At 30.6% G+C, this 23,750-nt stretch carries 24 protein-coding genes and 1 pseudogene; 4 read left to right on the top strand and 21 right to left on the bottom strand.

The genetic code is table 11. The annotated features are described in order from the left end of the window. Positions 1–1,280, top strand: a 1,280-nt coding sequence (locus CAAU_RS08765; RefSeq protein ID WP_040306376.1) for a methionine gamma-lyase family protein, incomplete at its 5' end; no start/stop codon positions are given. A gap of 38 nt (positions 1,281–1,318) precedes the next feature. Here the strand turns inward: CAAU_RS08765 and lexA are convergent. Continuing rightward, positions 1,319–1,924, bottom strand: a complete 606-nt coding sequence (gene lexA, locus CAAU_RS08760; protein ID WP_008909085.1) for a transcriptional repressor LexA — start codon at positions 1,922–1,924, stop codon at positions 1,319–1,321. A 140-nt stretch (positions 1,925–2,064) separates the two neighbouring features. Between lexA and yneA the strand changes: the two genes are divergently transcribed. Continuing rightward, positions 2,065–2,337 (top strand): cell division suppressor protein YneA, encoded by a 273-nt coding sequence (gene yneA, locus CAAU_RS08755; protein ID WP_008909084.1) that lies wholly within the window; start codon positions 2,065–2,067, stop codon positions 2,335–2,337. Between the two features lie 93 nt (positions 2,338–2,430). Further along, complete coding sequence (locus tag CAAU_RS08750; protein ID WP_008909083.1) at positions 2,431–2,718, top strand: hypothetical protein; 288 nt, start codon at positions 2,431–2,433, stop codon at positions 2,716–2,718. Between the two features lie 26 nt (positions 2,719–2,744). Here the strand turns inward: CAAU_RS08750 and CAAU_RS14335 are convergent. The 20 genes and pseudogenes from CAAU_RS14335 to CAAU_RS08650 all read right to left on the bottom strand — a co-directional run bounded on the left by CAAU_RS14335 (position 2,745) and on the right by CAAU_RS08650 (position 23,173). Further along, a pseudogene (locus CAAU_RS14335) lies at positions 2,745–3,715 on the bottom strand (tyrosine recombinase XerC). Positions 3,716–3,920: 205 nt separating this feature from the next. Further along, entirely contained in the window at positions 3,921–4,715 is a 795-nt protein-coding gene (gene proC, locus CAAU_RS08735) for a pyrroline-5-carboxylate reductase (protein ID WP_008909079.1), read from the bottom strand. 342 nt (positions 4,716–5,057) lie between these two features. Next, entirely contained in the window at positions 5,058–6,488 is a 1,431-nt protein-coding gene (gene purB / locus CAAU_RS08730) for an adenylosuccinate lyase (protein ID WP_008909078.1), read from the bottom strand. Positions 6,489–6,622: 134 nt separating this feature from the next. Continuing rightward, positions 6,623–7,807, bottom strand: a complete 1,185-nt coding sequence (locus CAAU_RS08725; RefSeq protein ID WP_008909077.1) for a pyridoxal phosphate-dependent aminotransferase — start codon at positions 7,805–7,807, stop codon at positions 6,623–6,625. Between the two features lie 16 nt (positions 7,808–7,823). Further along, positions 7,824–8,198 carry a PadR family transcriptional regulator gene (locus CAAU_RS08720; RefSeq protein WP_008909076.1) on the bottom strand — a complete coding sequence of 125 codons (375 nt, stop codon included), beginning with the start codon at positions 8,196–8,198 and terminating at the stop codon, positions 7,824–7,826. A gap of 179 nt (positions 8,199–8,377) precedes the next feature. Then, positions 8,378–8,638, bottom strand: a complete 261-nt coding sequence (locus CAAU_RS08715) for a stage V sporulation protein S (RefSeq protein WP_008909075.1) — start codon at positions 8,636–8,638, stop codon at positions 8,378–8,380. 105 nt (positions 8,639–8,743) lie between these two features. Next, a complete protein-coding gene (rny, locus tag CAAU_RS08710) occupies positions 8,744–10,273 on the bottom strand; it encodes a ribonuclease Y (protein ID WP_423219153.1) in 1,530 nt (509 codons plus the stop codon). 261 nt (positions 10,274–10,534) lie between these two features. Continuing rightward, positions 10,535–10,921, bottom strand: a complete 387-nt coding sequence (locus CAAU_RS15225) for a P-loop NTPase family protein (protein ID WP_008909073.1) — start codon at positions 10,919–10,921, stop codon at positions 10,535–10,537. 131 nt (positions 10,922–11,052) lie between these two features. After that, entirely contained in the window at positions 11,053–11,184 is a 132-nt protein-coding gene (locus CAAU_RS15440) for a hypothetical protein (RefSeq protein WP_008909072.1), read from the bottom strand. A gap of 10 nt (positions 11,185–11,194) precedes the next feature. Then, entirely contained in the window at positions 11,195–11,455 is a 261-nt protein-coding gene (locus CAAU_RS08700) for a hypothetical protein (protein ID WP_008909071.1), read from the bottom strand. A gap of 144 nt (positions 11,456–11,599) precedes the next feature. Further along, entirely contained in the window at positions 11,600–12,907 is a 1,308-nt protein-coding gene (locus tag CAAU_RS08695; protein ID WP_008909070.1) for an AAA family ATPase, read from the bottom strand. Next, positions 12,904–13,893 carry a metallophosphoesterase family protein gene (locus tag CAAU_RS08690; protein ID WP_008909069.1) on the bottom strand — a complete coding sequence of 330 codons (990 nt, stop codon included), beginning with the start codon at positions 13,891–13,893 and terminating at the stop codon, positions 12,904–12,906. The genes CAAU_RS08695 and CAAU_RS08690 overlap by 4 nt, the downstream gene beginning before the upstream one ends. Continuing rightward, the gene (locus CAAU_RS08685; RefSeq protein ID WP_008909068.1) at positions 13,890–14,513 is read right to left on the bottom strand and encodes a regulatory protein RecX; all 624 of its coding nucleotides are present in this window, start codon (positions 14,511–14,513) and stop codon (positions 13,890–13,892) included. Before CAAU_RS08685 ends, CAAU_RS08690 begins: the two co-directional genes overlap by 4 nt. A 343-nt stretch (positions 14,514–14,856) precedes the next feature. Further along, the gene (gene recA, locus CAAU_RS08680) at positions 14,857–15,891 is read right to left on the bottom strand and encodes a recombinase RecA (RefSeq protein ID WP_008909067.1); all 1,035 of its coding nucleotides are present in this window, start codon (positions 15,889–15,891) and stop codon (positions 14,857–14,859) included. 311 nt (positions 15,892–16,202) lie between these two features. Then, a complete protein-coding gene (gene pgsA / locus CAAU_RS08675) occupies positions 16,203–16,721 on the bottom strand; it encodes a CDP-diacylglycerol--glycerol-3-phosphate 3-phosphatidyltransferase (protein WP_008909066.1) in 519 nt (172 codons plus the stop codon). Further along, positions 16,718–18,040 carry a 30S ribosomal protein S12 methylthiotransferase RimO gene (gene rimO / locus CAAU_RS08670; RefSeq protein ID WP_008909065.1) on the bottom strand — a complete coding sequence of 441 codons (1,323 nt, stop codon included), beginning with the start codon at positions 18,038–18,040 and terminating at the stop codon, positions 16,718–16,720. The genes pgsA and rimO overlap by 4 nt, the downstream gene beginning before the upstream one ends. 208 nt (positions 18,041–18,248) lie before the next feature. After that, positions 18,249–20,441, bottom strand: a complete 2,193-nt coding sequence (locus CAAU_RS08665; protein WP_040306367.1) for an FtsK/SpoIIIE family DNA translocase — start codon at positions 20,439–20,441, stop codon at positions 18,249–18,251. Between the two features lie 95 nt (positions 20,442–20,536). Then, positions 20,537–21,259 carry a ClpP family protease gene (locus CAAU_RS08660; RefSeq protein WP_008909063.1) on the bottom strand — a complete coding sequence of 241 codons (723 nt, stop codon included), beginning with the start codon at positions 21,257–21,259 and terminating at the stop codon, positions 20,537–20,539. 398 nt (positions 21,260–21,657) lie between these two features. Next, entirely contained in the window at positions 21,658–22,839 is a 1,182-nt protein-coding gene (gene dapG, locus CAAU_RS08655; protein ID WP_008909062.1) for an aspartate kinase, read from the bottom strand. An 88-nt stretch (positions 22,840–22,927) separates the two neighbouring features. Beyond that, the gene (locus tag CAAU_RS08650; RefSeq protein ID WP_008909061.1) at positions 22,928–23,173 is read right to left on the bottom strand and encodes a YlmC/YmxH family sporulation protein; all 246 of its coding nucleotides are present in this window, start codon (positions 23,171–23,173) and stop codon (positions 22,928–22,930) included. 185 nt (positions 23,174–23,358) lie between these two features. Here CAAU_RS08650 and CAAU_RS13960 point away from each other — a divergent pair. Next, on the top strand, positions 23,359–23,750 hold a 392-nt coding region (locus CAAU_RS13960; RefSeq protein WP_192811210.1), incomplete at its 3' end, for a transposase.

The following is a 23,750-nucleotide window of genomic DNA, read 5'->3' as shown; positions in this document are numbered from 1 at the left end:
TGCTAGATATTACTAAAAAATTTTTGCAGGAAAAATATAATTTTAGTCCTGTTGCTATTGAAATTGCCGATAAAGCATTAAAGGACGTTGAAAAATATTTTAATGAAATAGATCAAATAAAGGAATACAATCAAATCAAAGTATTAAAGGCTATGCAGGATGAAAAGTTATCTGACTCACATTTTACTTATTCTACCGGTTATGGTTATGGTGACATAGGCAGGGATACATTAGATAGGGTTTATGCCCGTGTATTTAATTGTGAAGATGCCTTGGTAAGGCCCCATATAGTCTCTGGAACTCATGCCATAACAATTGCTTTATTTGGAAATTTAAGACCTAATGATACATTGCTATCAATTACAGGAAAGCCCTATGATACTTTGCTGCAGGTAATAGGAATAGAAGGATCAGAAATGGGATCGTTAAAGGATTACGGAGTAAATTATAGACAAATTGACCTTTTACCTAATGGTAATATAAATCTAAAAGAAGTAGAGAGGGTATTAAAGGAAGATTCCACAATAAGAATGATAGCAATTCAAAGATCAACTGGATATGCTTGGAGACCTTCGCTACAAATTAATGATATTGAAGAAGCTATTAAATTAATAAAATCTATAAATAAAGATATAATATGTTTTGTTGATAACTGCTATGGAGAATTTATAGATATTAAAGAGCCAACGGATGTGGGTGCTGATATAATAGCAGGTTCTTTAATTAAAAATATAGGTGGAGGTATAGCACCTACAGGGGGATATGTTGCAGGTAAAAAAGAATTTGTAGAAAAGGCAGCGTTCAGATTGACTGCTCCTGGAATTGGAAGAGAGTGTGGATCAACCTTTGGTGTTATAAGGCAAATGTTTCAAGGCTTATTCCTTGCTCCTCACATTACAGCTGAGGCCTTAAAATCAGCAATATTTGCATCTAGACTGCTTGAACTTGCTGGATTTGAAGTTTCGCCAAAATATAATGAAAAAAGAAGTGATATAATTCAAGCTGTTAAATTTAATGATAAAGATAAACTAATTAAATTTATTAAAGGTATTCAAAAAGGATCTCCTGTTGATTCCTTTGTTGATTGTGAGCCATGGGACATGCCAGGCTATACTGATCAGGTAATAATGGCTGCAGGTGCATTTATTCAAGGTTCTTCAATAGAACTTAGCGCAGATGCACCTATTAGACCGCCATATATAGCTTATATTCAAGGTGGCTTAACCTTAGAACACGCTAAGGTTGGTATACTAAAGGGGCTATCAAATATACTAGAATAAAATTTTAAGGGCTGCATCTTGCAGCCCTTAATTTATTATTAATACTTTCTTATTAATCCCTTTACCTTACCAAGTATTTTACAATCTTTAACTATAATTGGCTGCATTGATGAATTTTCAGGCTGCAGCCTTATATATCCGTTTTCCTTATAAAAGGTTTTAACTGTTGCGCTATCGTCAACTAATGCAACAACAATATCGCCATTATTAGCAGTTGATTGCTGTTCAACAATTAAGTAATCCCCATCATAAATCCCCTTTTCAATCATGCTATCTCCCTTAACTTTTAATATAAAGGCATTATTGTTTATCTTTATAAAATCGCTTGGCAAAGGGAAGGAATCTTCAATATTTTCTATAGCCAAAATAGGTTGTCCAGCTGCTACATTCCCGACGATAGGAACGTTAATTACTTCTTTTATTGTAGAGCTATTTACTAATTCAATAGCTCTTGGCTTGCTTGGATTACGCCTTATTAGGCCCTTTTTCTCAAGTCTTTCAAGATGACCATGAACAGTTGAGGTGGATCTTAAACCAACAGCTTCACATATCTCTCTAACAGATGGAGGATATCCCCTTGTTGCAATTTCCTTCTTTATAAATTCAAGTATTTCCTGCTGCTTATCTTTATTATTGTTAGCCATATCTTATGCACCCCTTAATGATTATCTAGCTTTATTATAACATAAATTATTTTATCAGGCAAACTAATGTTCGACCATATTGACAACCGAACACCTGTTCGATATAATATTAATAGAACATATGTTCGGGAGGGGTCGTTATGAAAAATAAAAAACTATTAGCTGTAGCTTTAATATTAATCATCCTTATTATTCCTTTTTATAAAAAAGCAAATAGCCAGAGCCAAAGCAAAATCAACTACATATATGTTACAGTTGAATCCGGAGATACCCTTTGGAAGATAGCTAAAAAACATAAAACAGATAAACAAGATATAAGAAAATTAGTTTATGAAATAAGAAAAGCAAATAATTTAGAATCATTAATAATATATCCTGGCCAAACAATAAAAGTGCCTATAGAGGCTGATTAAAGCTGCATTTTGCAGCTTTTTTATTTGCCTTGCTTTAAATTGTGTATAGTGTTATAATAACCTTAAAAATTTAAATGCAAGGGGATTGATAAGATGCAAATGTGTATTTTCGATAAAAATAAAATATGTGATAATTGCAGCGATTGTAATACGTGCGACCTTGTAGAAGGTAAAATATGCGACAATTGTGGTAAGTGCTTAGAATTAGATTCTGATTATAAAGAAATATTGATCGATGGAATAATCGAAGATGAAAGTGAAATCGACGATTACTTATATGAGGAAAATACATTAGATTTCGAAGAAGAAGATGAAAATGTATTATACATCGAAGATATTCCTGAATTAAAAGAAAAACTTTCAAAGGAATATAGCGAATAATAAAATAGCCCCAAATGGGGCTTTATTTATTCTTCAGACAAAGGATTTGATTTAACTGCATCCCTTAATATTTCATCATCAATATGGGTGTATATTTGAGTAGTAGAAACGCTTTCATGGCCAAGGATATGTTGAAGGGCTCTAATATCTACCTTCCCATATTTATACATCAAAGTAGCAGCTGTATGCCTTAGTTTGTGGGGAGTATATTTATCGTTTAAAAGACCGGCACTTACAATATATTTTTTAACAAGTTTTTCTACGGTTCTTTTATCAATTCGTTTTTTCCTTTCGCTTAAGAAAAGAGCATCTTTATCTACAACACCATCTTTTGGCCTTACAGCAAGATAAGAATTTATAGCTTTTATACAAGCTTTATTTAAATAAACTGTTCTTTCTTTATTGCCTTTTCCAACGACAGTTAATGTATCTCCCTTTATTTTGCTAATATCGATACTAACAAGCTCCGATAATCTTAATCCACAGTTAAGAAAAAGAGTAATGATGGCAAAATCCCTTTCTTTATTTCTTCCCTTTATTGAATCAAGAAGTCTTTTGCTTTGTTCAAGGGTTAAATAAACAGGATGTCTTTTATTGATTTTAGGAGATTCCAACTCTCGAGCTGGATTTTCTTTGATTATTTTAGCTTTTGTTTCTAAATAATTAAAAAAGGACCTTATTGCAGCAATTTTTCTTGCCCTTGCGTAAGTGCTGTTTTGTCTTTTAATTGAAACATAGTTTATAAAAGAGTAGATATCATTTAAGTTAATCTGTTTAATTAGTTCTATATCGATATCTGAAATATCGATATCATCAATTTCGTTTTTTAAATTATTTTTTATTTTTTTATATATTTTAAAAACAATCTCAGATCAACTTTATAACCGTCAATCGTATTTAAGGATTTTCCTTTAACAGTATATAAATATCCAAGAAAATCATTTAATATGCACGGTAGATTCTCGTCAAATAGTGCATCTAAATTTTTATTATCCATTGCCACTCCCCCATCGTTTTTCATTTCAACATTCTACTAAATTGATATTTAGCGAAATGTTTTATGTCCCTACTTTTTAGAATCATTATCAATTTTTTTCTTTTTGCTTTTAGTTTTTAATCCTGATAAAAGTAAAATACAAAATATCAAATATATAATCATAATATCAATAAGCAACAAATATCTGAGCACAACCATAAGATTATCACCTTATATTATTTAAATTTAAGTTCTTCTTATATGTATTTATAACACATTCAATAATCGCACTTCGAAATCCCTTTTCCTCTAAGGTTCTAATACCTTCAATTGTGGTTCCTGCTGGGGATGTTACCATATCTTTAAGTTCGCCAGGATGTTTACCTGTTTCTATAATAAGTTTAGAACTTCCGATAAGCATTCTTGCTGCAGCCTCATAAGCATCCTTTCTTGGAATTCCCAAAAGAACGGCTGCATCCGCCATAGCTTCAATAAAAAGATATGCAAAAGCAGGACCACTTCCTGTTACAGCTGAATATGCATTTATTTGTGATTCATTTATTATTTTTACTTCTCCTAATGGCTTTAATAAATTGATGACATATTCACCTTCAACTTTATCTATATTTTCATTCAATACGACCACGGTATATCCTTCACCAATTAAGGAAGGAGTATTAGGCATAATTCTAATTACTTTAGCTTTATTTCCAAGTTTTTCTTCTATTTTTTCAATATCATATCCTGCTGCCATAGATATTATAACCTTATCATCAGCAACAAGGTCTTTTATATTGTTTAATAATTTATCATATGCTATAGGTTTAACAGCAAGAAAGATGTATTTAGATTTATTAATAACTTCCTTTTCATTATTACATATATTAACATGGGAATTAATATTTAATATCTTATCTTTACTATGATCATAAGCATATATATTCTTTGGATTATAACCGGAGCCTATAATTCCTTTTAAAATAGCTCCTCCCATATTTCCACAGCCAATAATACCTATCACATTTATCACTCCTTATTTTTTCTATATAAATATTTTAAGTTAAAGTGTTTATTAACACAAGTGAATAACCATGTTAATAATTATGAATAAATGAATTTTTAATTATTCTCATTTGGCTACCTAATTCGACTTTTCAGATGATATTAGTTATCATATTAAATTTGAAAATAAGATGTTAAATGAAGTAATATTTTGTAGAAAGAATTTTCGACTTTATGCTTCAATTATTTATCCATTGTTAAATCATTAACATTTATTCTAATAAAATACCAAGATATGCGCTACTTTCAACATATCTTGGTATTTTAAATTAATAACTTTGCTTATTTATTAAACTTTTAATTAAACATTTATTTCTACGTTTATTTCATCTACTTCATTTTTTAAAAGTATAGGCTCTACAATTTCACTTAAAAATTCTTCAACTTGTTCCTTTGAGCGACCTATGTAGTTATGTGGATTTAGAGCGTCTTTTAATTCATTTTTATCTAAATTAAATTTTGGATCATTTACAATTCTATCTATAAGATCGTTTTCACGGCCTTCTTCTTTAACTACCTTACCAGCTTCCATTGAGTAAACTCTTATTCTCTCATGTAATTCTTGTCTGTCTCCCCCCTTTTTCACTGCTTCCATCATGATATTTTCAGTAGCCATGAAAGGAAGTTCTTCCATGACTCGTTTTTGTATTATCTTTGGATATACAACTAAATTTTCAGAAACATTAATATATAGGTTTAGGATTGCATCGATAGCCAAAAATGCTTCTGCAACTACGATTCTTTTATTAGCTGAATCATCTAGTGTCCTTTCAAACCATTGGGTCGAAGCTGTAATCGATGAATTTAATACATTTACTATTACATATCTTGCTAAAGCAGATATTCTTTCACTTCTCATTGGATTGCGCTTATAGGGCATTGCAGAAGATCCAATTTGATGCTTTTCAAAGGGCTCTTCTATTTCCTTAAAACTTTGCAATATTCTAAGGTCATTGCTAAACTTATATGCACTTTGTGCAATTAAACTTAAAGTATTTAAAACTATCATATCTTGTTTACGAGGATATGTTTGACCAGTTACTTTAAAAAACTTATCTTTAAACCCAAGCTTTTCACATACAAGCTCATCAAGTTTTTTTACCTTTTCATGATCACCATTAAATAACTTTAAAAAACTTGCCTGTGTTCCAGTAGTTCCTTTAACTCCAAGTAATTTTAAAGAATCAATACAATTATCTATATTTTCAAGGTCTACAATAATGTCCTGGATCCAAAGACACGCTCTTTTTCCGACGGTAGTTAGTTGAGCTGGCTGCAGGTGTGTATAGGCTAATGTTGGAAGTTGTTTATATTTATCTGCAAACTGGCTTAAATTTTTTATTATCTTTATTAACTTTTTCCTTATTATGTTTAATGCTTCCTTCATGATTATTACATCTGTATTATCGCCAACATAACAACTTGTTGCACCTAAATGTATTATTGGTTTAGCTTTTGGGCATTGTTCACCATATGCATAAACATGGGACATTACATCATGCCTTGTTTTCTTTTCATATTCTCTTGCAACATCATAATTTATATCATAAATATGTTCCTTCAATTCATTAATCTGCTCATCAGTTATATTTAGACCCAATTCTTTTTCGGCTTCCGCTAAAACTACCCATAATTTTCTCCATGTAGTAAATTTGTATTCTTCAGAAAAAAGATAAGACATCTCTTTTGATGCGTATCTTGTAACTAATGGACTTTGATATTCCCTGTGCATATGATCCACTCCTTTTAAGATATTAACATAATAATTATAATATTATATTTAACCTTTCTTCAAGTAAAATAAACTTTAAATAATTTATAGAAAATACAAAATAAAAAACAAAAATAAAAAGGGGTAACTCCCCCTTACTTTAAAAAGCCTTCAATTCTGTTTAAGCCCTCTATTATATTTTCCATTGAAGTTGCATAGGATAGTCTAATATAATCATCATCTCCAAAACCTTCTCCTGGAATTGCTGCAACCTTCGAATATTCTAAAAGTGCATTACAAAAATCAATCGAGCTATTAATATTATAGCCCTTTATGTTTTTGCCTTTAATCTTTGTTATGTTTATCATTACATAAAAGGCACCTAATGGTTTAACGCAGGATAAGCCTTCTATAGAGTTTATTTTATCAACCATATAATTTCTTCTTTTTTCAAATTCTTTTCTCATTATTTCGATATCTTCCTGTGGACCGTTTATAGCTTCTAAGCTAGCATATTGAGCAATTGTATTTGGATTGGATGTCTCATGGCTTTGAAGATTAGACATAAGTTTTGCTATTTCTTCATTTGAAGCAGTATATCCTATCCTCCATCCTGTCATAGCATAAGCCTTAGATACTCCATTTATTACTATAGTTCTTTCTTTAATCTCATCTCCTAACGAAGCAATGCTAATATGTTCAGTTCCATCATAAATTAACTTTTCATAAATTTCATCTGAAATTATAATTAAATCATATTTTATTGCTATTTCAGCAATAAATTCTAAATCCTTTTTGTCATATACCGTTCCAGTTGGATTGTTAGGACTATTTAAAATAATCGCCTTGGTCCTTGGTGTTATTGCAGCCTCCAATGATTCCTTGGTATACTTGAAATTATTTTCTTCTTTTGTTTTGACAAAAACAGGAACCGCATCTACCAATTTTATCAATTCAGGATAACTTACCCAGTAAGGAACAGGAACGATAACTTCATCCCCTGGATTGCAAATTGCTTGAAGTGCATTATATATAGAATGTTTAGCTCCATTTGAGATAACAATTTGTGACGGTTTATATTCTAATGAGTTTTCCCGTTTTAATTTATCGCAAATGGCTTTTTTAAGTTCTAGTATACCTGAAGCTGCAGTATATCTTGTCAATCCTTTTTTTATTGCTTCTATTGCAGCATTTTGAATATTTAAAGGCGTATTAAAATCTGGTTCTCCTGCACCAAAACTTATAACGTCTATCCCCTCATCCTTTATTTTTTTTGCCTTTGCAGTAATCTCAAGGGTAACAGATGAACTAATTTCTTTTGCTTTTCTTGAAAGTTCCATATATTTTCCCTCCTTGTTAGTTTTTATATATTTCCTTTAATGTATTATTAATAATATTTAAGGATTCATCTAATAAAGGTTTGTATAAAGCTTTTATTTTTTCGTAATGCCTTAGTCCATCATCGGTTATACGATATATTCTTTTAGTCTTTTTATCAGGCTCTTCCCACCATCCCTCAATAAGTAAGTTTTCTTCCATATTTCTAAGTAGAGGATATATAAGTCCAGGACTAGGCCTCCAGCTATAGTTTAAACATATTTCAATTCTATCTATAATTTCATTACCATAATGCTCCCTTTCCTTTAAAAAATGCAAAATAAACAATTTAACCAATGAAGTTATATTAACCTTACTAATTAATTGTCTATTTCTTACACTTCCATCCTTCATATATTCACCTCTGTTAAAAGATAAGTTTTAAATGTTTATTTATTTTTAATATAGCATGAAATTCTGCATATGTCTATATCGTTTTGAAAGAAATCCTTCATTATTTTTAAGTAACCATAATATTAATTATGTTAACTTTATTAGCATAATAAAAGGGCTAATCAAAGCCCTTTTAAAAATTACCTTGGTTGAACTATAAATTTAATAGCAGTTCTTTCTTCTCCTTCTATTATTATGTCTGTAAATGCTGGGATGCATACTAAATCGATACCGCTTGGAGCAACAAAACCTCTTGCTATTGCAACAGCTTTAACAGCTTGATTGATTGCTCCTGCACCGATTGCTTGTATTTCTGCAGTTCCCTTTTCTCTTATAACGCCAGCTAGAGCACCTGCAACTGAATTTGGATTTGACTTTGCTGAAACCTTTAAAACTTCCATTATAATACCTCCTTGAGAATCTATTATTTTGTCTATTATATTAATTCTACAAAAATTTTGAAAATCCTTCTAAAAAAATAAAATAAACCCCAAAATTTTTGGGGTTTATTTTGCATATTCTATTGCTCTTACCTCGCGTATTACATTTACCTTAATTTGTCCTGGATATTCAAGTTCACTTTCAATTTTCTTTACTATTTCTCTAGCCATATGAATTATTTCATCATCGCTAATTTGTTCTGGTTTAACCATTATTCTTATTTCTCTACCTGCTTGAATAGCATATGATTTTTCAACACCTTCAAAGGAGTCTGCTATTTCCTCAAGCTTTTCTAAACGTTTAATATATGCTTCAAGAGTTTCTCTTCTAGCGCCTGGGCGTGCAGCAGAAATAGCATCTGCAGCTTGAACAAGAACAGCTTCAACTGTCATTGGTTCAACATCACCATGATGTGCTGCAATTGCATTTATTACTGCAGGAGATTCATTATACTTTTTAGCAAGTTCACTTCCAAGAAGTGCATGTGGTCCTTCAGTTTCATGATCAATTGCTTTACCTATGTCATGAAGAAGTCCAGCACGTTTTGCTAAGTTAACATCTGCTCCAAGTTCTGCAGCCATAAGTCCTGCTAAATATGCAACTTCAATTGAGTGCTTTAAAACATTTTGACCATAACTTGTTCTGTATTTTAATCTTCCTATAAGTCTAATAAGTTCACCATGTAGGCCATGAACTCCTGTTTCAAAGGCTGCCTGTTCACCTTGTTCTCTTATTTCATTATCAATTTCTTTTCTTGCCTTTTCAACCATTTCTTCAATTCTTGCTGGATGGATTCTACCATCAGCAATTAGTTTTTCAAGGGCAAGTCTTGCTATTTCTCTTCTTATAGGATCAAAACCTGATAAGATAACTGCTTCAGGAGTATCGTCGATAATTAAATCGATACCTGTTAAAGTTTCTAAGGTTCTTATATTTCGTCCTTCTCTACCAATTATTCTACCCTTCATTTCATCGTTAGGTAAAGTAACAACAGAAACAGTGGTCTCTGCAACATGATCAGCAGCACATCTTTGTATTGCACATGATATTATTTCTCTAGCCTTTTTGTCGGCCTCCTCTTTTGCCTTTGTTTCTATTTCCTTAATTAACATTGCAGCTTCATGCTTAACTTCTTCTTCTACGTTTTTAAGTATTATCTGCTTTGCTTCTTCAGAAGTTAGCCCAGCAATTTTTTCTAATTCTTCATGTTGCTTTTTATAAAGTTCTTGAATTTCATTTTGTAATTGTTCAATTTCTTGCTGCTTTTTGTTTAGATTTTCTTCACGAAGTTCTAGGGCCTCAACTTTTTTATCTAAAGTTTCCTCTCTTAAAATTAATCTTCTTTCCATACGTTGTAATTCATTTCTTCTTTCACGAACTTCGCGCTCAAATTCATTTCTTAATTTGTGAACTTCTTCTCTGGCTTCGATGACAGCTTCCTTCTTTTTAGATTCTGCTTGTTTTTCTGCCTCTGATATTATCCTTTTTGCTTCATCTTCTGCACTTTTAATCTTACGTTCAGCAATATTTTTTCTAACTATATATCCAGCTAAAAAAGCTATTGCTCCAACAGTTGGAATTAAAATTATTGTAATTGTAGTTTGAATAATTACACCTCCTTTGCTTTGTGCATAAACTTTTGTTGAATTTATACGAAAGAAATATAAATTCAATTATCATTTCTTGAAGCATATAAACGTGCTAAACTTCTCATGACCATTTAATTTAGGAAATGCCTACCAAACATAATTATATCATGGCCTATTTGTTTAATGCAAGAAAAAAGAACTTATAATGATTTTACTATAATAATAAAAAAATTTCTATATTATATTAAAAATTTATTTTATATCACCCTATATTTTTTCAGCCAAACTGATTCCATTATTTAATGTAACCCTATAAACATAATCTCCACTCTCCAACAAATGTGAATTATGGGTTACCATAATTATTTGTCTATTAAACATACTAGATACATTTTTAAGAAATTCTGCTACATTTACTATATAATCATCGCTTACATGTTTAGCTGGTTCATCCAATATTAATGGTCCTTCAATTTTAGGGTAATGAATTTCCATCATAGCAATTCTTATCGCTAGGGATATAATATCAACAACTCCCCCACCTCGTGAATCTTGTGGTTTTGTTATAATCTTATTGTTATTTTGTTCCGATATTACATAAAATTCCGCTTCTATTTTTTCTCCTTTTTCCTTTATATCTATAAAAAATTCCATTTTTGAATCGAAAATGTATTGTAAACATTGTGTTATAAGATATTCCATTTGTTTTTTTGATTGTTCCCTTGCAAATTGAGAAGTCTTCTGAAGAAGAATTTTAACTTTCTTTAGGTTATCAATTTCTAATTCTAATTTTTTAACTTTTCTTCTTCCTCATCTTTGTTTTTCTTTAAATTTAACATCATAGCCTCTTTTATATGGTATTCTTTAAGTTCTTCATTAAGTTTATTTTCAATATTATTAATCATTGAATCAAACATCGTATCACCCTTATTTATTATTGTAAAGAATATTATCAGGCGGAAGGGACTCTTCAATTTCTTTAATCAAAGTAATTATTTCACTTTCTAATCTTTTTATTTCCTTCTCTAATTCATTTGGGTTAATGCCCATTTCTTCTAATTGCTTAATTATCTCTTCCTTTTGTTTTTGGAGAGCTTCTAATTTAGTTTCAGCTTTTATTTTTATATTTTTTGCCCTTTCGATTTTTTCCTTTAAAATTTGAAGCTTTTCTTCATAATTAACTTTCATCTAGTTTCACTCCTTTTAATTCATTAATAATATGATTGATTGCATTTTCCTCTATATTTGATAAGCAAACTGGACATTTACCAATGTGACCTAATAGCTTAGCGTATTCCTCTATAAATCTATCAATTTGAACATCTAATTCCTTTAATTGTTTTTTTCCTGTTGAACTTCAGCCTCGATATTTTTATATTTATTATATAAGTCATTAAGCTTATTCGATATTTGCAATTTTTCTAAGAAAGTTGAAAATTTTAATATGGCCTTATCTGTATCCATAAAATGCTTTACGTAATTTGTCCCTATGTCTATAGAATTGCTTATTTTTTTATATTCATAATACTTGTCATATAAATATATTAGTCTACTATAGTTATACTCTAATCTTGAATATTTTTCTTTTGCATCATCTATCTTTCCTAAAGTTGCTAGTATTTTATTTATTGTAATATTAACTTGATCTACATCATTTAAGCGATCATTAATATCTTTCATAGTCAAAAAATTAGAAACATTATTTATTAAATGTCTATAAGTTTCATCTACATAATGTATATTTTTTATTGTATTCAAAATATTTTGTAATTTTTCTATTTCAATTTCAAGTGTCTTTATTTTATTATAATCATTAATTAACAACGAATTACGGTTAATAGCATTAATTAATGTTAAAATCTTATATTCTGCATTTTGAATTGAGTTAAAATACTGTAATAACGCTTTTATATTATTTATTTCACTATCAATAAGATTTAAGCTTTCTCTTAAATTTATAAGTTTCTTTAGTCTTTCATTATTGATTTTAACTTTTGATAGTTTGTCTTGTTTAACCCTTAACTTTTCTAAAATCATTGGAAGATTTGAAAATTCATCGAGTTTTTTAGTTAAGTCATCTATCCTTTCAACGGTTTCTTTTCTTTGATTTTCAATTTTTTGTAAATCTTTATCTACAAGCTTAATTGCAGTGTCTACATAGTGAACACCGATTAGTTTACCAATCGCTTTAGCTTTAATAGTTCCAGGCTCACTAAGCAGAAATGGAGATTCCAATTGTTCCGCTATATTTATACTTTCAATAGAGTTAGGATCAATGTATATTTTTCTTATTCCATGTTCTTTTAAAACTTCTAATGGAATATCATTTCCAAAACCTTCAAATTTAATTTCTTCACCAGTTGGCCTTATTATTATATATGAATTTTTATTCTTATATTTTTCTCTTGTAATGATTACATCATTATCAAGAACAATAGAAACTTTACATCTGTTTTCACCCTGCCTTATAAATTCACTGCCTTTAGGCTCGTTATAAAGAACCCATTTTAATGCCCTTATAATAGCTGTTTTGCCGTTATCCGATGGTCCTGTAATAACATTCAATCCGTTAACAAAATCAATAATAGTATGTTTATGGGATTGAAAATTTTCAATTTCTATTTTTTTAATATATCTCATTCTAAGTTCACTTCCTCTTTAGATATAAGATCTTGAGCTAGTGCAATTTTTTCTAAAGCCTCCTTTTTAATTTCATCACCTAATTTTTCGTGTTCTGCGATTTCAGAAATTATATTTTCAAGTTTTAATATTTCAAAATTGCCATATGATGTTATTTGATGAACAAATTCATTAAACAAAATAGTCTTATTCTGTTCAACAAATAATTTTTCTCTATCTAGAACATCCTCACCTTTTTTGGCACACTGTAATTTTGAAATAGATATATTTATATTTTCATCGATTTCAATTATTGCATAGGATGGAGTTCTGTAGATTTCAGAAACAGTATTGCTTATTCTAGAAATAGCACCTGGATTTACAAAAAATTTATCATGATATTTTTTTACTCCAAATCCGCTATGATAATGCCCAACTAATGTTATATCTGCTAAAGTTAAACTTGCTATATCATCAATTAAAGTATATCTAACTTCATTATTGAATGGTTTTTCAAGTAAAAAGCCATGAGCTACATGAATAGCATAATCACATTTTTTTTCTTTAACTATATATGAAACTTTATCCGGACCATCTATATCATAAAAGTAATGGCTACCAGTTATTTGAATAGTTTTATTATGTTCTGTGTTTATAATCTTAGGGGCATTGCTCAAAAACTCAACTATTCCTAGCTCCTCCAATAATCCCAAGACAGTTCTATTAACAGTGTAAGGATTCTGTCCATAAACATCATGATTACCTATAACACATAAAATAGGTAATGGAAAATTTTTGATTATTTTAATAAAATCCTTAACTACCGCTAGGGATATATCCGGTCGATCAAAAAGATCCCCGCCAAAAATAATATGGTCTATTTTATTATCTTGTGCAACATCAACTAATTCATTTAATTTTTCCTTTAAAGTTTCATAAAAGTTGTCCTTTCTAGATCTTGGATTATTTCCTCTAATATGAGCATCTGTAAAAAATAAAAACTTCATAATAGATCACCGTCATATTCATTTAATATTTCTTTTAACACTTTAAATATTACCTCATTGTCATATCCTCTGTAAACAAGATAATTATATAATTTTTGTTTTACATTCTTTTTGTCTTTTGCCATAATATTGAGTTTTTTCAAAGCAAGTAATTTAGCATTTTCATATAATGTTTCACTATTTATGTCGATATCCTTTTCCTTTATATATAATCCCTTTTGTTTTAAATTAGTAATTATTCTACTACTGCCGAACTTTTTTGTTATACTATATTCAATATATTTTTTGATATACTCTTCATCGTTTACAAAACCGTACTCCTTTAATTTAGATATCGTTTTTTCAACCACCATTTCATTAAAACCTTTTTTTAAAAGCTTATTTCTTACTTGATTTTCAGGATACATTTTTCTCTCTAATAAATGCAATGCATAATTATATGCTGATTTAATTTCATATTCTTGTAAAATTGTATCGATGTCTTCTTGAGTTAAATCTTTACCTTCAATAATATTGTATTTTATTAACATTTCAAGACCTATTTTAATATTCCTTTCATTTTCAAAAACAACTAAATACAAATTTTCACTTTTTAATTTTCTTATTTCCATCACTTTCATAGTTCACCTCAAAAAAACATCCCATTAGGGATGTTTTCAGATTGTAGACAAGCCCTAATTGATATTCAGACTTTGCAAGAGCCCCGTGAATGGATTTCAGGAAGGCATCTCTCATAAGCTCTAGCAATTCTTGCTTTTCGACTTTTCAAAAGTCCGTAATTCTGCACACGGACGTGCAGAGCCGAGTGGCCGACACGGATGTCGGCTCACGAGGGTAGGACTTTTGAAAACAAAGAAAAGCTTAGAATTGCTTAGCGAAATGAGCGAATGCCAGGGAAATCCTTCACGGGGCTTATCAAAAATAACTTTTTCAACAGTCTGAAAACATCCCATTAGGGATGTTTTATTCTACCTTTTTAAGTTCTTGGTCATCGTTTTTAATTTGAAGGATTGGCAAATTAAATTTTTCTCTTATTTTGTTTTCTATTTCTAAAGCTAAATTAGGATTTTCCTTTAGGTATTGTTTTGCATTTTCCCTACCTTGTCCTAATTTAATATCTTTATATGAAAACCATGCACCGCTTTTTTGAATAATATCACAATTTACTCCTACGTCTAAAATATTGCTTTCCCTTGATATTCCTTCTCCATACATAATATCAAATTCTGCCTGTTTAAAGGGAGGAGCAACTTTATTTTTAACAACTTTTACTCTTGTTCTGCTTCCTGTTATATCTTCTCCTTGTTTTATTCCATCAACTTTTCTGACATCAAGTCTAACAGAAGCATAGAACTTTAAAGCCCTTCCTCCTGGAGTAGTTTCAGGATTGCCAAACATTACTCCAACCTTTTCTCTTAATTGGTTAATAAATATTGCAACACATCTTGATTTGTTAATTGCTCCTGCTAGTTTTCTAAGCGCTTGAGACATTAACCTTGCTTGCAATCCAACATGGGAATCTCCCATCTCCCCTTCAATTTCAGCCTTAGGAACAAGGGCTGCAACGGAGTCGATAACTATAACATCAATAGCTCCAGATCTTACAAGTGCTTCAGCAATTTCTAAAGCCTGTTCCCCTGTATCAGGTTGTGCAACAATAAGATTTTCTATATCTACACCAAGTTTTTTAGCATAAACTGGATCTAGTGCATGTTCAGCGTCAATAAAGGCTGCAGCACCACCTAATTTTTGGGCTTCTGCTATTATATGAAGGGCAACTGTTGTTTTACCAGATGATTCTGGACCAAAAATTTCAACAATTCTTCCCCTTGGAACGCCGCCGATGCCAAGAGCTATATCAAGATCCAATGAACCAGTAGAGATAGCTTCAATATTTAATTTTGAATTCTCGCCTAATTTCATCACTGACCCTTTTCCAAATTGCTTTTCAATCTGGCTTATTGCCAATTCCAAAGCTTTTATTTTTTCATTATTCATTTATATCTCTCCTTTGCGAACATTTGTTCTTTTAGTATTATACATTATTTTAAATTTTAGGTCAATAAATTTAGGTTGATTTTGAAAAATAATATAATTTTTATAGATTATTCTCAATAAGTGATAATTTTAAACATATAGTATCATTTATGATAATATAAATTATGATTAATACAAAGAATTACTTTATTTAAAGTAAACAAATTAGCCCCTGAAGGATTTAAGCTTCAGCAATAATAATTGCTAGGCTCAGAACATATATAAAAATCCTTCACAGGGCTTAACAATATAAATACCTAATTACTTAAGTATTATGATTTAAAATCAATTACGTCTATATTTTTCGAAAAATAATCCACTCCAGAGATTATCGTTATTATTATTGCAATCCACATCAAAATGTTACTAAAGGGAAGACCTAATAAGGATGCTATAATAGCAATAATTTGAAAAACAGTTTTTGCCTTTCCCCACTTGCTTGCTGCTATTATGCGTCCTTCCGATGCAGCTAATGACCTTAATCCGGTTACAGCAAATTCCCTTGCTACAATAATCATAACAGCCCAAGAGGCTATTTTCCCTAATTCAACTAATGAAATTAAGGCAGCTGTAACAATTAGCTTATCCGCAAGAGGATCCATGAACTTGCCAAATTTAGTTATTTCCTTCCTTTTTCTCGCTATATATCCATCTAATGTATCAGTTATTGCAGCAATAATAAATATAATAGCAGCCAACACATTACCATATTTTATCCTTACTGCAATAAAAAATAAAAATACAGGGACCAAAATAATTCGTAATATAGTTAACCTATTTGCTAAATTCATACCTCAACAACCTCTCCCATCAAATCATAAGTATATGATTTAGTTATTTTAACTTTAACAATATCTCCTTTATTTAAATTTGTCCCTTTAATAAATACATTTTGATCTATCTCAGGGGCATCTCCATAGGTTCTTCCATAGAACAATCCCTTTTTATTAACACCGTCTATTATTACATCAATTATTTCCCCAACTAATTTTTGGTTTTTTGATGCCGATATATGGGCTTGATTCTGCATTAAAATATCTCTTCTTTTTTCTTTAATGTCATCATCGATTTGATCCTCCATATAAAAGGCTGGAGTATTTTCTTCTGGGGAATAAGTAAAAATTCCAACCCTATCTAGTTGATATTCATTTAAAAATTCCTTTAACTCGTTAAAATCCTCTTCAGTTTCACCTGGAAAGCCGACGATTATTGAAGTTCTTATAATAGCATCTGGAATAGAAAATTTAATTTTTGTTATTAAATCGATTATTTGCTCCTTGGTTGTTCTTCTATTCATTCTCCTTAATATCTTGTTGCTTATGTGCTGAAGGGGGATGTCAAAATAATGAAGTATCTTTTTACTATTTTTTATTGTATCAATCAGTTCGTCTGTAATTTCTTCAGGATAACAATACATTAGTCTTATCCATTCTATTCCATCAATTTTTTCTAATTCTTTTAATAAATTTGATATCATTTTTTTACCATAAAGGTCAACTCCATAAAGCGTAGTATCTTGGGCAATTAATATCAGTTCTTTTACTCCTATATTTGCAAGTGAATTTGCTTCATTTAATATATCTTCCATTTTTTTACTTCTAAACTTCCCCCTAAGTTTAGGTATTATACAATAGGAACAATTATTATTACATCCCTCTGCAATTTTAAGGTATGCATAATGACTTGGCGTAGTAAGTATCCTTTCCTCCATATCTAAAATATAATCAATCGAATCAGTTTTTATTATCCCTTTATCTCCCTTTAATGTCCTATCAACTATATTGCATATATCCCGATAGCTACCAACGCCAACAATTGCATCTATTTCTGGCATCTCCTTTAATAATTCATCCCTATATCTTTGAGCCATACATCCTGTAACTATGAGGGATTTACACCTACCTTCTTTATTTTTAGACATTTCTAATATGGTTTCAATGGATTCCATTTTAGCAGACTCTATAAAGCCACATGTATTAACAATAATTACATCAGCATCTTCTTCCTTGTTTGTAATATTATATCCATTCTTAGATAATAACGAAAGCATTATCTCTGCATCTACTCTATTTTTATCGCATCCAAGTGACACAAAACCTACATTAAACATGTCAAATCATCTCCTTATTATTTCCTGGGTAATTTTTGAAATTATCTTTCACATCCTTTATTTTGCATATTATTTTTCATTTTTTCTTGTTTTTTCATAATAATACATTAATATATATGATTCTACAAAATAATTAACATATATATAATAGCAAAAGCACTTAAATTCGACAACATTTTCTTTTAAAATTTAAAACTAGGGCATTGCCCTAGTAATTATTTTTATCTATTAATACTTGTCTTGGTTTACTTCCATCTTGGGGTCCGATAATACCCCTTTTTTCCATTTCATCTATTAGCCTAGCTGCTCGATTAAATCCAATCCTAAATCTTCTTTGCAACATAGAAGCAGAAATTTGACCAAGATCTATAGCAAGCTCAATTGCTTGTGGCAATAATTCATCGTTATCATCATAGTTATTTGCAATTTCTTTACCTTCTTTAATTTTTTCCATAATATCCATATCATATTCTGTATTAAATGTTTTCTTTAAGTATTCAACTATATTTTCAACTTCTTTTTCAGAGATAAAGGCTCCTTGTATTCTAATTGGTTTGTTTTCTCCAATCGGAAGGAATAGCATATCACCACGACCCAATAATTTTTCAGCGCCTGCCATATCTAATATCGTCCTCGAATCTATCTGGCTTGAAACAGCGAAGGATATCCTTGATGGAATATTAGCTTTAATAACCCCAGTTATTACATCAACGGAAGGCCTTTGGGTTGCAATAACAAGATGTATTCCTGCAGCTCTTGCCATCTGAGCAAGCCTTGTTATGGAATCTTCGACTTCATTTGGAGCTACCATCATAAGATCAGCAAGCTCATCGATTATTATTACAATTTTAGGCAGTTTATTTTCAGGCGATACATCTTCCATCAGTTTATTATAACTTTCTATATTTCTGACATTATTATCAGCAAATAACTTATACCTAGAGGTCATTTCTGAAACCGCCCATTCTAAAGCTGAAGCTGCCTTACGTGGTTCTGTTACTACAGGTATTATTAAATGAGGAATTCCATTATATACGGATAGCTCTACAACTTTTGGATCTATTAGAAGCATTTTAACATCGTTTGGAGATGATTTATAAATCAAGCTTGTTATCAGTGTGTTAATACAAACGCTTTTACCTGATCCTGTAGCCCCTGCAATCAATAAATGGGGCATCTTTGCTATATCAGCAACAATGCATCTGCCACTAATATCCTTACCTAGGGCAAATGCCAAAGATGAATTAAATTGCTGAAATTCATCAGACTCAATAACTTCTCTAAGATAGACAGGAGTTACCTCCTTATTTGGAACCTCTATGCCAATGGCTGATTTTCCAGGGATTGGTGCCTCAATTCTAACGCTGGGTGCTGCAAGATTTAATGCAATATCATCGGATAAATTAACTATTTTGCTAACCTTAACCCCTACTCCAGGATGCAATTCGTATCTAGTTACGGATGGTCCCTTTGTCACTTGAGTTACTTTAGCATCTATTCCAAAACTTGCAAGGGTTTCTTCTAAGGACCTTGCACTCATTAGCAACTCTTTCTTATCATTTCCATTGATTTTTGTTCTATTTTCATTAAGAAGTTCTATGGGTGGAAATGTATATTTTATATTACAAGTTGATATATTTTCTGCAGATAGATTAATCTTTATCTTTTCTTTTGCTTTGTTAACACTTCTTTCATTAACTCCTATAAAATCATCTTTATAAGAAGCTTCATTATTTACATTAGTGTTTTGGACATTTACCTTTTCGTCATTTAATAAATCATTGTTCGTTGCTTTTTCTTCATCTTTATCATGAAGGTCATCATCAAAACTCTCAATTTCTTTTTCTTTTTTCTTAATATTTATCTTTTTAAATGGTTGTATTAAAAATAATAAAATATCCTTAACAGGCTTTTCAGTTGCTAAAACTAAAAAAACTAAAATGCTAGAAATAATAAATATGTAAGATCCTATCTCACCGAATAACAAAAGGAGGGGAAAATCAACTAATTCTGAGATAATACCTCCACCTTTTTTATTAATTCCTAATTTATAAGCCTCGTATATTCTTTGAGTCAGCTTTTTAGCCTTAAAATTATTAGAATATCTTAAATGGCCAAGAAGCAGGAGAGAATAAATAGCAAATACAATAGATATAAATCTTTGTCTTATTTTTAGTGAGCTTTTGTTTAAAATCATAGCTATTCCAATTAGAATCGTTATGAATGGCAAAATATACGCCCCAAGGCCCACTGCACCAAAGAAAAAGTCAACAAAAAATTTTCCAATCATTCCTGTTGGTTTAATCATTATACTAATTAAGAATAGTAAGGAAAAAGCTATTAGTATTATTCCATAAATATCATAAATAACTTGATTGTTTTTATTTTTCCTTTTACCCATCCTATCACCCCATAGTATTATTTCTATATCCAAATAAAATTCCCTTCACAAAGTAAAAAAATTATAACACAAAAAGAAAATAAATCAAAGGCGTTTTATTCAAGCCTTTGATTTATCATTTCTTTTAATTTTTTTATTGCTTGACTTATTCCTCCCACCTCATCAATTAATCCTTCTTCAACCGCCTGCTTACCTATTAATATCGTCCCCATATCGTTTAATAATTCATCTGTTTGAAGCATCATTTCCCTTAATCTTTCTTTTGTTATTTTAGAGTTTCTAACTATAAAGTTTAATATCCTATCCTGCATTTTACTGAAATATTCAAATGTCTGTGGGACCCCTATTACTAATCCATTCATTCTAATTGGATGTATAGTCATTGTTGCGGTTGGTGAAATGAAAGAATAGTTTGTAGCTACTGCAAGAGGAACGCCTATGCTATGCCCTCCTCCTATCACAAGTGAAACCGTAGGTTTTGAAAGGCTGTTTATCATTTCTGCAATCGCAAGACCTGCTTCAACATCACCACCAACAGTGTTTAAAATAACTAAAACACCTTTAATGTTTGGATTTTCCTCAATAGAAACTAATTGAGGCAAAAGATGTTCATATTTTGTAGTTTTTGTCTGAGGTGGTAAAACTGTATGCCCTTCTATTTGACCTATAATAGTAATCGGAAAAATGTCTGAACTAATATCAGGAATATTGGGGCTACCAACTTCCTTTAAATTCTCTAGATTTTGATTTTCTTCCAACTTTTCTTTTTTTTCCTCCTCTTTAACTACAGTTAATTCTTCTTTTTTCTTTTTTGGCATATCATCACCTCACTTTTTCAATAATAGTTTAACCAATAAGTAAAATAATAATGCAAAAAGCCTTGCATTTTGCAAGGCTCAGACTGTTGAAAAAAGTTATTTTTTGGATAAGCCCCGTGAAGGATTTCCCTGGCATTCGCTCATTTCGCTAAGCAATTCTAAGCTTTTCTTTGTTTTCAAAAGTCCTACCCTCGTGAGCCGACATCCGTGTCGGCCACTCGGCTCTGCACGTCCGTGTGCAGAATTACGGACTTTTGAAAAGTCGAAAAGCAAGAATTGCTAAAGCTTATGAGAGATGCCTTTTTGAAATCCATTCACGGGGCTCTTGCAAAGTATAAACATCAAAGAACGTTTGTCTACAATCTGAGCCTTGCATTTTGCAAGGCTTTAAACATTTTTTATAGTTCAAAGGCTTTGTGTAAAAGATTTATAGCTTTAATCGTATCCTCATCTTTGACTAGACACCAGATGGTAGAATGAGAATCCGCTGTTTGCAAAACCTTAATTCCATTTTCATTTAATGTTTTTAATATTTTAGCCATAACACCAGGGACACCCTTCATACCGTTACCTATAACAGCTATTTTACTACAATTATTTATAATATTATATTCTAGCTTTAACTCTTTTAATATTTCTTCTACCTTATAGATATCTTTTGTATCTACAGTAAATACTTTATATTTAGGAAATACGTTTATTAAATCAATGCTTATTTTATTATCAGCAAGAATATCGAATATTTCATTGCTATCATCTTCATTAAAGTGGACACTAACCTGTGATCTATTTGACATATGGGTTATTCCTGTTATTATTTTATTTCTACTTTCCCTCGAGGAAGTAATTATCGTTCCTGGAGCATTTGATAATGTATTTTTAATATACAAAGGAATATTTCCCCTCATTGCATACTCAACTGCTTTAGGATGTATTACCTTTGCTCCTTGATCTGCAAACTGAAAAACTTCGTTATAACTAATTCTATTGATCACCTTAGCATCAGGAACTATCCTTGGATCAGCAGTCATAATACCATCGACATCCGTATATATTTCGATAAACTCTGCCTTAAGAGCTTCCCCTAAAATAGCACCTGTAACATCACTTCCACCTCTACCAAGGGTAGTAAAATCCCCCTCCTGTGTCATACCTTGAAAGCCTGTAACAATAGGAATAACGCCTGAATAAAGCAAGTCCATTATTTTTTTCGTTTCTACTTTTAATACTTCTGCATTTCCAAAATCATTATTGGTAATAATTCCAGCCTGACCACCTGTCAAAACTGTTACATTATAGCCCCTCTTTTCTAATGTTTCAGCCATAACTACAGCTGAAATTATCTCACCGCAACATAAAAGAAGGTCTACCTCTCTTTTGCTTATACTGCAATTTCCATTGTTAATCAATGATAAAAGGGTATCTGTTGCATAAGGATCGCCTTTTCTTCCAATTGCAGAAACAACAACGACTGGCTTATATCCCCTATCAATTGCATCTATAATCCTATCTGCAACCATTTCTCTCCTCTGTTGGGTTGCTACCGAAGTTCCTCCAAATTTTTGAACGACTATTTTCATGAATATTCCCCCTTAATCCTGTGGCTACTAACATAAATCCATAATATATTATACATCTTTTTTGGGGGAAGTGTGATAAAAAATAAAATTATTCTTTATAATCGATTATCAATGTTTTTTCTCCTATCTTTATTTTAGTATTCCAAGGAATTTCGATAAAATCCCTCCCTTTAAAAAATAATAGTCTGCCTTTATCATCTTCTACTAATACATTAACTATTTCTCCTGTTTTTTTATTAAAAACCAATTCACTATCACCAATATATCCGTATTTATAGCCATTATAGATATTAACAATTTCAAGATCTAGAATTTCACTTAATCTTATTCCCATACCATTTCACCTCCTTAAAACATTATATTAGCCTTGAGCATAATTTTAAAGCCTTGAAATTACTAGCCTGCTATGGCTAAATTTTTTTATCACTCACAAATATATTTCATAGGATTTCCTCCTTTTTTGTCGAATTATATTAATATAACAACATTCAATTTAACAACAAAAAGGAGGAAATCTCTATGTATCAACGTCAAGAAATTTTTAACATTATTGAATTTTTTACTTCTCAAAAACTTATCAATTTTTATACAACCCTCTTTGAAAATCTTGATTTATCTCCATTACCAGATAAGGTCCCCTCTAAATACGGCCCTACTGGGTTTTCTCGCCATGCTCTTTTCAGAGCCTTTATTGTCATGAAATGTGAAAAATTTGCTCAAGTTACTGAACTTAAAGATTTCTTAGAAAATAATTTAATCATTGCTAAGCTTTGTGGGTTCGATATCCTTAAGCCTTTACCTTCTTACTCAGTTTTTCAAAGATTCATTAAAAATTTGTCTAACTCTTATCTTAAAGAAATCATGAAAAATCAAGTTAATATTCTTAAAGAGTTAGGTTTTATTGATAACAA

This window comes from Caloramator australicus RC3, assembly GCF_000297115.1.
In the GTDB taxonomy this organism is placed as follows: Bacteria; Bacillota; Clostridia; order Clostridiales; family Caloramatoraceae; genus Caloramator; species Caloramator australicus.
This window is presented reverse-complemented; position numbering and strand designations above follow the sequence as displayed.